The 13,853-nt window shown below is 69.0% G+C and carries 8 protein-coding genes; all 8 read left to right on the top strand.

Annotated elements, in window-relative coordinates; all coding sequences use genetic code 11:
* Positions 1-23: 23 nt before the first annotated feature.
* Positions 24-1,373 (top strand): DotU family type VI secretion system protein, encoded by a 1,350-nt coding sequence (locus NWF24_RS28865; protein ID WP_258351516.1) that lies wholly within the window; start codon positions 24-26, stop codon positions 1,371-1,373.
* Positions 1,370-4,972: a type VI secretion system membrane subunit TssM gene (tssM, locus tag NWF24_RS28860; RefSeq protein ID WP_258351515.1), complete on the top strand. Its 3,603-nt coding sequence runs from the start codon at positions 1,370-1,372 to the stop codon at positions 4,970-4,972. Before NWF24_RS28865 ends, tssM begins: the two co-directional genes overlap by 4 nt.
* Positions 4,969-5,619: a type VI secretion system-associated protein TagF gene (gene tagF / locus NWF24_RS28855; RefSeq protein WP_258351514.1), complete on the top strand. Its 651-nt coding sequence runs from the start codon at positions 4,969-4,971 to the stop codon at positions 5,617-5,619. The genes tssM and tagF overlap by 4 nt, the downstream gene beginning before the upstream one ends.
* Before the next feature lie 604 nt (positions 5,620-6,223).
* Positions 6,224-8,113: a serine/threonine-protein kinase gene (locus NWF24_RS28850; protein WP_258351513.1), complete on the top strand. Its 1,890-nt coding sequence runs from the start codon at positions 6,224-6,226 to the stop codon at positions 8,111-8,113.
* A 55-nt stretch (positions 8,114-8,168) separates the two neighbouring features.
* Positions 8,169-9,788: a murein transglycosylase A gene (gene mltA / locus NWF24_RS28845; protein WP_258351512.1), complete on the top strand. Its 1,620-nt coding sequence runs from the start codon at positions 8,169-8,171 to the stop codon at positions 9,786-9,788.
* Between the two features lie 104 nt (positions 9,789-9,892).
* Positions 9,893-10,561, top strand: coding sequence for a hypothetical protein (locus NWF24_RS28840; RefSeq protein WP_258351511.1), 669 nt, complete (start codon positions 9,893-9,895; stop codon positions 10,559-10,561).
* A 27-nt stretch (positions 10,562-10,588) separates the two neighbouring features.
* Entirely contained in the window at positions 10,589-11,764 is a 1,176-nt protein-coding gene (locus tag NWF24_RS28835) for a hypothetical protein (protein WP_258351510.1), read from the top strand.
* On the top strand, positions 11,761-13,845 hold the full coding sequence (locus NWF24_RS28830) for a caspase family protein (RefSeq protein ID WP_258351509.1): 2,085 nt from the start codon (positions 11,761-11,763) through the stop codon (positions 13,843-13,845). Before NWF24_RS28835 ends, NWF24_RS28830 begins: the two co-directional genes overlap by 4 nt.
* Positions 13,846-13,853 lie beyond the last annotated feature (8 nt).

The raw sequence follows: 13,853 nt of genomic DNA, 5'->3' as shown, positions 1-13,853 counted from the left end.
GCTGACGGAAACGGAACACCATCATGAGCACACCTCCCGACCCCTTCGCCGCCTTCGAGTCGGAACGCACGGTCATCAAGCCCAAGCCGCGCACGCCCGGTGGCACGCCGCCCGCGCCGGCACCGGCGCCTTTCTTCGGCGGTGCCGATCCCACACCGGCCGCCGACGTCGGCGAGCTCGGCCTGCTCAACCCGCTGGTGTCGGCCGCCGGCAAGCTACTGGTGTTGATCGGCAAGCTGCGCAACCTTGCGCAGCCGCCCAACGTGCCGGCGCTGCGCGCCTCCACTGCCGATGCTGTCAATCAGTTCGACGCCAATGCGCGGCGCGCTGGCGTCAGCAATGAATCGGTGCTCGCCGCGCGCTACGTGCTGTGCACCGCGCTCGACGAAGCCGTGGCCAACACGCCCTGGGGCGTGCAGGCCGGCTGGAACAAGCAGAGCCTGCTGGTGCAGTTCCACAACGAAACCTGGGGCGGCGAAAAAGTCTTCCAGCTGCTCGCCAAGCTCGCGCAGGACGTGCCCACGCACCGCCAGCTGCTGGAGCTGATCTACAGCGTGCTCGCGCTCGGCTTCGAAGGCCGCTACCGCGTGGTCGACAACGGCCGCGCGCAGCTTGACTCGGTGCGCCAGCGCCTCGCCGACCTGATCGCGAAAGACCGCCCGGCCGTGGAGCCCGAGCTTTCTCCGCACTGGCGCGGGCAGGGCGCGGGCACGGTGCGGCTGCGCGAGTCGCTGCCGCTGTGGGTGTTCGCGGCCGGCTTTGCGCTGTTGCTCGCGCTCGCGTGGTTCGGCCTGCGGCTCACGCTCAACTACCGCTCCGACACCACCTACGCCGCGGTGTCGAGCCTGCGTGCGCCCAACATCCAGATCGCGCCGCCCGCCTTGCCGGCGAAGACGCCGCGCCTCGCACGCTTTCTCGAACCCGAGATCAAGCAGGGCCTGGTCACGGTGACCGACGAGGCCGACCGCAGCGTGGTGCGCCTGCGCGGCGACTCCTTCTTCGGCTCCGGCAGCGCCGAGCCGATGGCGCAGTCGCTGCCCGTGCTGCGCCGCATCGGCCAGGCGCTGGCCGAGGTGAAGGGCGAGGTGCTGATCACCGGCCACTCGGACAACCAGCCGATCCGCTCGCTGCGCTATCCCTCCAACTGGCACCTCTCGGCCGCGCGCGCCGATGCGGTGAAGGGCGCGCTGACAACGCTGGTCGACCCCGCGCGCATGCGCTCCGACGGCAAGGCAGACGCCGAGCCCGTCGCCGCCAACGACACGCCGGCCAACCGCGCGAAGAACCGCCGCGTCGACATCGTGCTGCTGACCGAACCCGATCGGCTCGCTGCCGCCGCGCCGGCTGCTCCCGCACCAGGAGCGACGAAATGATCAAGAAAATCTTCGGCTTCCTGTTCAGCCCGCTGCTGCTGACACTGCTCGCGCTGATCGTCGTCGCGCTGCTGATCTGGTGGATCGGCCCGCTGGTGAAGATCGGCTCGCTCGCGCCGCTCGAAAGCGAAATGACGCGCGCCATCGTCATCGGCGTCATCGTGCTCATCGTGGTGCTGCGCGCGCTGTACCGCCGCTGGCGCGCGCGCCGTGCGAGCCAGCATTTGACCGACGGCCTCATGAAGGCGCCGGCCGCGAAGACCGACGCACCCGTCAACGGCGAGCAGAAGATCCTCGACACGCGCTTCAGCGAAGCCGTGGCCACGCTCAAGCAGATGCGCCTGCATGCCGCCGGCAAGAAGCCGGGCTGGCGCGACTGGATGTCGATCTCGGGCGGTAGCTACCTGTACGACCTGCCGTGGTACGTCTTCATCGGCGCGCCGGGCGCGGGCAAGACCACGGCGCTGGTCAACTCGGGCCTGAGCTTCCCGCTCGCCGAGAAGTTCGGCCCCGGCGCCATCCGCGGCGTGGGCGGCACGCGCAACTGCGACTGGTGGTTCACCGACGAGGCCGTGCTCATCGACACCGCCGGGCGCTACACCACGCAGGACAGCCACCAATCGGAAGACAAGAGCGCATGGGAAGGCTTCCTGGGCCTGCTGAAGAAGGCGCGCCCGCGCCGTCCGCTGAACGGCGTGTTCCTCACCGTGAGCGTGGCCGACCTGCTGAGCCAGGGCCCCGAGGCGCGCACGCAGCTTGCGGCCTCGATTCGTGCGCGCCTGCTCGAACTCGACAGCAAGCTCACCACGCGCCTGCCGGTGTATGTGCTCGTCACCAAGAGCGACCTGCTGTACGGCTTCACCGACTACTTCGACGACCTCGGCAAGGAGCAGCGCGCACAAGTGTTCGGCTTCACGCTGCCGGCCAACGAGAACGTGCAGCTGGAAGAGAAGGGCCTTTCCACGGCCTTCAATCGCGAGTTCGCGCTGCTGCACAACCGCGTGAACGACGGCCTCATCGCGCGCATGCAGCGCGAGACCGACGGCACGCGCCGCGCCGCCATCTTCGGTTTTCCGGCGCAGTTCGGCTCCATCGGCTCGCTGCTGTCCGACCTGCTCGAACAAGTGTTCACCGGCTCGCGCTTTGCGCAGCCGCCGTGGGTGCGCGGCGTGTACTTCACCAGCGGCACGCAGGAGGGCAGCCCGATCGACCGCGTGATGGGCAGCCTTGCGCGCAGCTTCGGCATCGAGCGCGCGATGCTCGCGCCGCAGAAGTCGAGCGGGCGCAGCTACTTTCTTACCTCGCTGCTGCGCGAGGTGGTGTTCCCCGAGCAGCGCCTGGCCGGCGCCGACGTGAAGCTGGAGCGCCGCCGCCACACGCTGCGCGTGATCGGCGTGACGGCGATGACACTCGTCACCGTCGGCCTGCTCGCGGCCTGGGGCTACAGCACGCTGCAGAACATGAACTACCTGAAGTCGGTCGAGGCCCGCGTCGAGCCCGCCAAGCAGAACCTTGCGGCGCTGCCCGCGCGCGTGCAGAACCTGGTCGAGGTCGCGCCCGTGCTGCAGAGCCTGCGCGACATCTGGAAGACGCCCGACAACCATCAGGGCGACGAGCCGCTGTCGATGACGCTGGGCCTCTACCAGGGCGACAAGCTCGATGCCGCCGCGATGCTCACGCACCAGCGCGCGCTCAACGACGCCTTCCTGCCGCAGATCGCCAAGCGCATCGAAGACCAGCTGCGCACCGCGCAGAAGGACAACCTCGAGTACACGTACGAGGCGCTCAAGAGCTACCTGATGCTCTACCAGCCCGAGCACTTCGACGCCGAGGCCCTGAAGGCCTGGATCACGCTCGACTGGTCGCGCAACCTCGACCGCGGCATTCCCGAAGACCAGCGCAAGGCGCTCGAAGACCAGCTCGACGTGCTCATTGCCCAGGGCCCGCCGCGCTCGCCGCTGAAGATGGACGAGAACCTGGTGCGCAGCGTGCGCGCCGTGCTCGCGAGCTACCCGCTGGAGCAGCGTGTGTTCAGCCGCCTGAAGCGCCAGCGCGCCACCAAGGACATTCCGGCTTTCAGCGTGGCCACCGCCACCGGCCCCTCGGGCCCGCTGGTGTTCGAACGCATCAGCGGCAAGCCGCTGACCGAAGGCGTGCCGGGCATGTTCACCTACGACGGCTATCACAAGCGCTTCCAGAACGAAGTGACCGTGCTCACCGGCCTGCTCGCCAACGAAGATCCGTGGGTGCTGGGCCAGGACCGCAACGCCGCCGACCGCCTGCGCGACGTGGCCGCGCTCGGCGCGCTGACCGACCGCGTGCGCCGCCTGTACCTGGAGGAATACGTCAAACAGTGGGAAGCACTGCTCGCCGACGTGCGCCTGATTCGCGCCACCGGCCTGGAGAAGAACATCGAGACCGCGCGCATTCTTTCGGGCGTCGATTCCCCGCTTGCGAACTTCCTGCGCGCCGTGGTCAAGCAGACCACGCTGATCCCGGCGGCCGACGCCAACAAGGACGTGGTCAGCAAGGCGACCGAGACAGTGCGCAACACGCGCAAGGGCCTGGAAGACCTGTTCGGCAGCGACCCCGGCCGCCAGGTGGCCCCGGGCAAGCGCATCGAGAGCATCGTGGACGACCGCTTCGAGTCGCTGCGCCGCCTCGTCACCGCCGGCGGCCCCAACCAGCCTGCACCCATCGACGATGCGCTGAAGCTCTTCAACGAGGTGTACGTGTACCTCAACGCCGTCGACACGGCCGTGAAGGGCCGCACCTCGCCACCGCCCGGCGACGTGGCCGGCAAGCTCAAGTCAGACGCGGGCCGCCTGCCAGAGCCGGTGCGATCGATGGTCGAGAACCTCAGCCAGTCTGGCGCCGCGCAGGCACAGACGGCCGAGCGCGGCAACCTGAGCCAGGACCTGCGCCCCGTGGCCGAGTTCTGCGCACGCGCCATCGCGGGCCGTTACCCCTTCGTGAGCACCAGCAAGCGCGACGTGCTGCCCGAAGACTTCGGCCAGATGTTCGGCCCTGGTGGCCTGATGGACGACTTCTTCCAGAAGCGCCTGGCCGCGCTGGTCGACACCAGCACCAAGCCGTGGCGCTACAAGCCCGTGGCCGAGCGCGGTGCCATCACTACTCAGGCGCTGGCGCAGTTCGAGCGGGCCGCGCGCATCAAGGACATCTTCTTCCGCGGCGGCGGCCGTGGGCCTTCGATGCGGCTGGACTTCAAGCCGGTAGAGATGGATGCGGGCATCACGCAGTTCATCCTCGACGTCGACGGCCAGCTCGTGAAGTACGCGCACGGACCGGTGGTGCCGATGGCCGTGCAGTGGCCGGGGCCGAAGGGCAGCAACCAGGTGCGCATCCAGGTCAGCCCGCCTTCGACCACTGGCAGTTCGGGTGCGGCTGTGGATGGGCCGTGGGCGCTGTTCCGGGCGCTTGACGACGGGCAGCTCGAAGCCGGCGATGCACCGGAGAAGTTCTTCATTACCTTCCAGATCGGTGCTCGGAAGACGCGCTTCGAGGTGACGACTAACAGCGTGCAGCATCCGATTCGCTTGCGTGAGTTGCGGGAGTTTTCTTGTCCGGAGGGGCTGTGAACGAGGCCTCCTCTTCTTCACCGTTGCTCTTTGCCTCGACTGCGTTGCCGGGGTGGTTCGGCAAGTTGCCGGGCATGGGGGACTTTGCGCATCGGCGGCTGCCGGAGGCGTTTCGTGCTGTGTGGGATCAGTGGCTGCAGCGGGGCATGGCCCGGCTGCGGGATCGGCATGCGGACTGGACTGAGCGGTATCTCGAAGCGCCTATCTGGTGTTTTGCGTTGGGGCGGCAGGTGGCGGGGGAGCAGGCGTGGATTGGGGTGTTGATGCCTTCTGTCGATGGGGTGGGGCGGTACTTTCCGTTTGCTCTGGCTATGGAGCTTGATCAGTCTGTTTCCGGGCAACTGCAGGGGGAGGCGCTGGCTATGGCGTTGCAGTGGTGGGCTCATGCTACGCAGGCTGCGTTGGAAGGGCTTGATGGGGATCTGGATGCGCTGCGGTTTGATGCAGTGTTGCATCGGCTGTTTGTTGACGGTGCATCTTCTGACGGGCGTGAGAGTGGTGTTGAATCGCTGGCTTTGCCGCTGGCGGGGGCTTCGATTTGGTTGGGTGATCCTGCTGCTGAGCATGGGGTTCGGATGCTCTGTACTGGGTTGCCTCGGGATGAGCAGTTTGAAGCCCTGTTCTTTGGGTTTGCGGAGGAGGGGTGATGGAGGCCTCTTCTCGTTTGTTCTTCCGAGGCCGGGTCTCGCCCCGGCGGGCGACTTACTTTCTTTTGCTTCGCCAAAAGAAAGTAAGCAAAGAAAAGGCGACCCTACTGTCTGCGTCCCTTCGCTTCGCTACGGGCAACCTGCGGTGCTCGACTCCGGAGGGGGTCCGCAGAACTCGCTTCGCTCAAACAGCTGCGGCCCTGATCCCTCCTACGTCTGCGCTCCTCGGCGCAGCCAGAAGGGATTTGGGGAACCGAACGGGCCATCGCTTCGCTCGGCCACCGTGCGACTGCAGGCGCTGCGCGCCTGCAGTCGCACCGTGCCGAGCGAAGCGATGGCCCGTGTTGTCTCCAACTCCCCTCTGGCTGCGCCGAGGAGCGGAGCGTTTCGCGGATCAGGGCCGCAGCTGTTTGAGCGAAGCGAGTTCTGCGGACCCCGCGAAACGCGAGCACCGCAGGTTGCCCCTTCGCTACGCGAAGGGGTCGCAGACAGTGGGGTCGCCTTTCTTTTGCCTACTTTTCTTTGGCGAAGCAAAGAAAAGTAGGTCGGCCGCCGGGCCGAGACCCGGCCTCGGAAAGCAAACCCACAACAAAGGAGCCAGTCAATGACTGACTCCAACGACGACCGCACCCGCGTAGTCCCCAAGCAAGGCCAGCCAACAACAACCGGCGACACGGCCTCCACAGTCATCACCGCAGGCGCAACCCCGGTGACCAGCCCAGCCACAGGCACCACAGACGCCGGTCTGTTGCCAGTAGGCAGCCGCCTGGCCGAATTCGAAGTCACAAGAGTCATAGGCCAAGGCGGCTTCGGCGTCGTCTACGAGGCGTGGGACCACACGCTGGAACGCGTGGTAGCAATCAAGGAATACCTCCCTACGTCACTGTCGACAAGACAGAACGACGGCACAGTAGTCCCCCTGTCCGAACGCCACAGGGAAACCTTCGATCTCGGCATGCGCAGCTTCATCAACGAAGCCCGCCTGCTCGCCCAGTTCGACCACCCGTCGCTCCTGAAGGTCTACCGCTTCTGGCAAGAAAAAGGCACCACCTACATGGTCATGCCTTTCTACAGAGGCGACACGCTGAGAGAGGCCCTGGTAGCCATCCCCGCAGGCGTAGACGAGTCATGGCTCATCCGCATCATGGACGGCGTCACGCAGGCGCTCGCGGTGATGCACAACGCCAACTGCTACCACCGCGACATCGCCCCCGACAACATCATCCTGCTCGAAGGCTCGGGCCGCCCGGTGGTGCTCGACTTCGGCGCCGCGCGCCGCGTGATCACCGACAAGACGCAGGCGATCACCGTCATCCTCAAGCCAGGCTACGCACCGATCGAGCAGTACGCCGAGATGCCTGACATGTCGCAGGGCGCGTGGACCGATGTGTATGCGCTCGCGGCCGTGATGCACGTGGCGGTGTGCGGTCGCGCGCCGCCGCCGTCGGTGGCGCGGCTGCTGTCCGACAGCTATGTGCCGCTCGCGGGCAACGAGATCCTGCGGCAGCGCTACAGCCTGCGGCTGCTGGAGGCGATCGATGCGGGCCTTGGCGTGCGGCCCGAGCAGCGGCCGCAGTCGATGGCCGAGCTGCGCGCCGCGCTCGATCTCGAAGTGGGGCACAGCATCGCGCCGACGCCGCGCACGCAGCCGCCTTCGGGCGCGCGCAGCGGCAACAGCAATGCCGACGCCGCGACAGTCATCGCGAGCGGCAAGAGCAAGGCAGGTGGCAAGGCGCCGGCGCCCGCGCCCGCTCCCACCAGCGGCGGGGGCAAGAGCAACAAGACCGTCGCCGCACTCGTATCGGTCGCCGTTCTCGCAGCCGCGGCCGGTGGCGGCTGGTGGTGGTTCCAGGGCCGCACCGGCGGCAACACGAACGCCGATGACACGAAGGTCGTCACCACCACGCCGGCCCCGCCACCCGACACAAAGATCGCAGAGGCTCCCCCAGCACCGCCACCACCACCACCGCCCCCTCCGGCCCCGCGCACGCCCGCCGAATCGCTGCAATCTCTCGCAACCGGCGCTGCGCCCGGCTTCGAGGTGACGGCCACGCCGAAGAAGGCCGAAGTCGCCATCGGCAAGGACCGCCTCGCCTTCGAGGTGCGCAGCAAGCGCGAAGGTTTTGTCTACGTGTTCCTGCTGTCCAGCGGCGGCGAGATGTTCCTGCTGTTCCCGAACCTGCTCGACAAGTACAACAAGATCACCGCGGGCGGTTCGCTTTCTCTGCCGCGCGCTTCGTGGCCGATGGACGCGGGCGGCCCGGCCGGCACCGACCAGTTCGCGGTGCTCGTGAGCGAGCACGAGCGCGACTTCAGCGCCGCCGGCGTGCAGAACGACGGCGTGTTCCCGGTGTTCCCGCTGCCGGTGCTGGCCGCGCTCGAAGCCACGCGCGGTACCGGCCCCTCGCCGTTGCTGGGCAAACCCGTGTGCGCACCCGGCGCCCCGTGCAACGACGTCTATGGCGTCGGGAATTTCAAAATCGTCGAGAAGTAATCGTCTGTAGAGCGTTGGCCCCTCGGGTCGCCACTTTCCGGACAAGGAGACTTTCATGACCACCTCGCAAGCACTGCAGCAGCAACAACAACAGCAACAGCGCCTCAACTATGTGCTCCAGTGGGCCGCTACTGCCGCCGTTGTTGCCGTCATCGCCTCGCTGGCAGGCTGCGCCGTGCCGCCACCAGGCGCCACGGGCAGCGGCGCGGCCACGACAGACACCGCCACCAGCAGCAGCGCCTCGCGCCCGCCGCCGACCGGCGCCAGCGTGGCAGGGCAGGCGCGCACCTTCTCGACCCAGCTCGCCACCTACACCTCGGTGGGCTTCGACTCGGTGCCGGGCTGGTCGCGCGACGATTTCTCCGAAAGCTGGCCCGCCTTCCTCGGCAGCTGCAAGGTGCTGACCGGGCGCGGCGCCGAATGGAAAGAGGTGTGCGACCGCGCGCTCAAGGTCGACGGCAAGAACAACAACGCCATCCGGGGCTTCTTCGAGGGCGAGTTCTCGGCCTACCAGATTCGCGACGACGACCGCAAGCCCGACGGCGTGGTCACCGGCTACTTCGAGCCCGAGATCGCCGGCGCCCGCCAGTACGGCGCGCCCTTCATCTACCCCGTGTACGGACAGCCCGACGACATGCTGTTCGCCGATGCGCGCAAGCTGCCCGCCGGCAACGGCACGGTGGCGGCCCGCGTGGAAGGGCGCAACGTGGTGGTGCAGACCGGCCTCAGCACGCGCGACATGGGCGCGCCGGGCCTCTATGCGCTCGACCTCTCGGCCATTTCGCGCGACACGCTCGACCGCAAGGTGCGCCTGCGGGTCGAGGGCAAGCAGCTGCTGCCGTACTACACGCGCGAAGAAATCGAGACCAAGGGCGCGCCCAACGCCAAGGTGCTGGCCTTCGTGAGCAGCGCCACCGCGCTGTACGAAATGCAGATCCAGGGTTCGGGCCGCATCAAGCTGGCCAACGGCGACATCGTTCGTGTCGCCTACGCCGAGCAGAACGGCCAGCCCTTCCGCCCGACGCTGGCGCAGGCTTCCAACGGCAAGCCGCGCAGTCCGGTGAAGGTGCGCGGCTCGTCCATCGAGCTGCAGCTTGACGACGGCGATGACGACGACGTCGGCGCGGTCGACAGCGGCACCATCCGCACGCGCGGCTTCACGCTCGCGCGGCCCGTTGCCAGCGGCCCGGTCGTGGTGCCGGGGCGGCGCGCGGCCGGCGCGGTGTCGGGCTCGGGCATCAAGGACCCGAGCTATGTGTTCTTCAAGGAATCGACCTCGCCCGTGGGCGGACCGGTGGGCGCTTTCGGCGTGCCGCTGTCGGCGGGGCGCTCGATTGCGGTCGATCCGCGCAGCACGCCGCTGGGCTACCCGGTGTTCGTGTCGACGCGCACGCCCGGCAGCGGCGCGCCGATGCAGCGCCTGACGATCGCGCAGGACACCGGCGGCGCCATCCGCGGCGCGGTGCGGGCCGACTATTTCTTCGGCAACGGCCAGCAGGCCGCGACCAATGCGCGCCGCATGAAGGAGCGCGGCCAGCTGTGGATCTTGCTGCCGCGCGGCCTGGCCGTGGCGCAGGCCGCGGTGTCGTCGGCCATCCGCACGCGCGGCGGGCCGGTGGGCGCGAACCTGCCGCAGTGCCTGGTGCCTTCGGAGGGCAGCTGCGTCGACGACTGATCGATCGGGCGCCTTGACTCCTCATGCAGGAAACCCTTTCGTCCGCGGAAAGCAGTGAGCTCGTCCGCCTCTGGCGGCGGCGTCAGACGCTGTCCCCGAACGACATGGGCGCCATGTACCGCATCGTGGGCGATGCGCTGGTGGCCTGCAATCCGCCCGAGCTGCAGGTGCTGGGCGAGGGCCGGCAGGAGCTGGTGGCGCAGTTCATCTACGTGAAGGTGCTGCGGCTCGATGCCGACCCGGACGAGGCCGACGAGCGCGCCAGCCACAGCGCGCCTTCCACCGCCTTTGCCCTGTGCGCCTACTTCCGCCGCTACCTCATCGACTGCACGCGCGCCAGTTCCTTCCGCCGCAAGCTCTCCATCGGCGACCAGATCACCGAGGCGCAGCTCGAAGACGAGATCGGCGCGGGCGAAGACCTCGATGGCTGCCTGGCCGAGCATGGCCTGAGCGCGCAGGCCGTGCAAGTGGCCGCGCGCGCCTTCATCGCCGAACTGCCCGAGCCCGAGCGCCTGCTGCTGTGCGAGGGCTTCGGCAAGGAGGCCGAGGGCGGGCTGTCGGGCATCGCCTCGCGCCACGCCATTGCTTCTTATCACTACCGCGCGGGCCGGCTGGGCCTCGTGCACAAGCGCGAGGGGTTGACCGCGGACTACGCCAAAACCCGGATCGGCGGCTGGCTCCAGCAGACGCTGGGCATCGCCATCGAGCCCGACAACATGGCCGCGATCCTGCAGGTTTTCAAAATCCTCGGTGCTGAAGCGTCTTATGCCTGAAGACATAGCCATTCAGGAACAGACGCCATGACCCACGACCTCTGGCCCCCGCTCAGCGTGATCCGCCACGCGTTGGAAACCGGCGCGGCCGTGCCCGACGATGCGCCGGACAGCGCACCCGGCACGGCCACCGTGGCCATGCCGGGAACGTCCCCTCCAACGGGCGCTGCACCGGCCCCCCGGGTGGCCGCCGCATCCGACCTGCTGCTGCCTCTTGTCGAATTGGCCCGGCGCCGCGAGGCTGTCGCCCAGCGCGCCTTTCCGGCCCGCTGGGCGCCGGGCCGCCTTGTCAGCGTGGTGCACGAAGGGCGGCTGCTCGGCGTGCTGCTCGACCGCTGCATCCACGGTGAGCTCTGGCAAGGCTGGATGGCCGCCGGCGAAGCCGACTGGGCATCTGCCTTCGACGTGCTGCTGGAGCCTGACGACGAGCCCTTCGAGCCGATGTTCGGCGTGATCCAGTCTTGGAACGTGCTCACGCTGGCACCCGCTCCGCAGCTTTGCGCGCGCGTGCTCGGCGAGGTCTCGGCCACGCGGCTGGCCGCGATCCGCGCGGTGCACGACGAGTGGGCCGCGCACGCATCGCTCGCCATTGCGCCGGAGCCGGGGCGCATCGCGTTGCGCGGCGTGGGCGGCGTGTTCTCGGTGCTGTCGGGCACGCCGCTCGGGCCGCAGGACCCGCGTGCCGACTACCAGGAGCTGTACCGCGACGCGGGCCTGCAGCTAGGAAAGGCGCTGACGCGGCCGCAGGGTGACGAGGCTTCTTCTTCTCCCGCTCCATCGCCCGCGCGGCCGCAGCCCCGTCCCGAAGGCGGCTGGTGGGGCAGCATCCGCCGCTGGTTCGGCGCGGAAGGCTGGGCGCGCCCGGCCTTCGCAGTGCTGGCGCTGTTCGTGGTGATCCAGAACGTCGGGCTGCTCGGCGGCCGCGGTGCTCCCGAGGAAGACGAGGTGCGCTTCCGCGACGTGCCAGCCGCACCCGCGCCGGCGCGCGCCGACCTGGTGGTGCGCTGGAAGGCCGGCGTGCGCATGGACGAGGCCGACCGGCTGCTGCAGTCGATATCGGCCGACGTGGTGGGCGGGCCGGGCGATCCGGGTGGCAATGGCGTATGGCGGCTGCGGGTGCCGGAGCCGGTGGATGCGCTGGCGGTGCTCGCGGCTTCGCCGCTGGTCGAGTCGGCCGGGCCGGCCGGGGAGCAGCGGCCATGACACGCGCCGCGGCCCTCGGGCATGCTGCCCGTCTGCACCTTCACCTGCGGCCCAAGGGGAAGGGCGTCACGCAATTGCGCTTTCTCCAGGTGCTGCTCGTGCTGTGGCTGCTCGCCTGCTGCACCCTGGCCTTCGCCACCCCGCGCGCCTTGCTCGTCGGTGTCTCCGAACTCGTCAACCAGCCGCAGGCACTGTGGCTGCAGGCGCCGCGCAACGACGTGATGCTGATGCGCGACGCGCTGCTCAAGCAGGGCTTCGCGGCGCCCGACATCGCAGTGCTCGCCGACGGCGTGAGCGGCGCCGCGCTGCCAGAATCGCAAGCCATCCACGACGCGCTGGCCAGGTTGCTCGCGCAGTCGAAGAGCGGCGACTTCGTGCTGCTGTACTTCTCCGGCCACGGCACCCGCCTGCGCGACATCGCCAAGCGCTACCAGGAGCCCGATGGGCTGTCGGAGAACTTTCTCGCGCGCGACGTGCGCGGCACGCTCGGCAGCGACAACGTGCTCACGGGCGACCTGCGCGACGTCGACTTCGACGCGTGGATCCAGTCCTTCCTCGCGAAGAACGTGTTCGTCGCCTCGGTGTTCGACACCTGCTCCGCCAACTCCATGACGCGCGGCACGGCCGATGCACCCGCCACCGCCGAAGGTCCGCCCGACGACGAAGTGCGCTGGCGCGGCCTGCGCGTGACCCAACTGACGGGTGGCGCACCGCCAGCGCGACCGCAGACGCCGCCCGTGCCGGCCGAAGCCGTGCCACGCGCCCGCTACGTCGCCTTCTTCGCGTCCGAAAGCCACCAGATCACGCCCGAGCTGCGCCTGCCCCGCAAGGCGCGCAATGCCCGGCCGCAGGGCCTGCTGACTTGGGCGGTGGTGGAGGCGCTGTCGCGCAAGCCCGCCACCTGGCGCGACCTGTTCGACGGCGTGCTCGCGCAGTACCCGCCGGTCATCGACGAACTCGCGCAGCGCTTTCCTACGCGCGAGCTGCCGTCGCCGGTGGCCGAAGGCAACCTCGATGCGCCGCTGTTCGCCAACAGCGGCGCGCCCGCATCCACGCGCCCCGTGTGGCGCGCGCAACGCAGCGGCGACAGCCTGGCCATCAAGGCCGGTTTGCTCGACGGTCTCGCGCAGCAGCAGGAGCTGCGCGTGCTCGCCACGCTCGAAGACGGCGCCGTGCGCAGCGCGCCGGCCACCGTGTCGCAGATCAAGCTCGGCGGCGCATGGCTGGCCGTGCCGGCGGCGCTGAAGGATGTATCGGGCGCTGCGTTCTGGAGCGTCACGCCGATGAGCGAGCCGGCCGCCACCGCCTTGCGCGTGCGCGCGGACAAGCCGCTGCCCGCCGGCCTCAGCCTCGACTACCCGGCCGCGATCCGCCCCACCGACGATGCGGCCACCGCCGACGTGCGCTGGACTGACCTCGGCCCCTCGGGCCAGCGCCTCGAACTGCTCTCGCCGCTGTTCGGCGCCACGGTTTCCACTGTGGTGCTGCCCGACACCGCCACGTTGCGTCGCCGCCTGCAGGCCCTGGCGCAGCTCAAGTGGCTCGCGCAGCTGCAGGCTTACGGCAAGGACGGCCAGCTCGACGGCTTCGATGCCGCGCTCGAAGTGTGGAGCGCCGACCGCATGTTGCGCAGCACGCCCGTTGCTCAAGCGGCGAGCGCGTTGCCCTCGCTGCGCACCGGCGAGCGCCTGCGCCTGAACGTGCGCAACACCAGCGGCCGTTCGCTCGATCTCGTCATCGCCGGCATCGACGCGCGCGGCAACCTGCAGTCGGTCTACCCCGACGAGCTCGTCGGCGAAACCAACCGCTTCAAGCGCGGCACGCCCGATCAGCCCTCGGTCAAGCGCTTCGACCTGCCCTGGCTCGATGCTGCTGGCGATGCGCGACTGCTGGTCATGGCCGTGCCCGCCACGCCCTACAGCGCGCCGCGCCTGTTCGGCGTGGCCTATGCGCAGGCCGATGTGTCGGAAGTGCGCGTGCGCGGCGGCCAGCCACCTGCAGAGAGCGGCGAGCGGCAGGTGTTCGCGGCCCTGCTGCGCAGGAGTGGCGGCGCCATGGATGGTGGCGGAGCCCGGCCATGACGACGCGG

This window comes from Variovorax paradoxus (genome assembly GCF_024734665.1).
GTDB lineage: Bacteria > Pseudomonadota > Gammaproteobacteria > Burkholderiales > Burkholderiaceae_C > Variovorax.
This window is presented reverse-complemented; position numbering and strand designations above follow the sequence as displayed.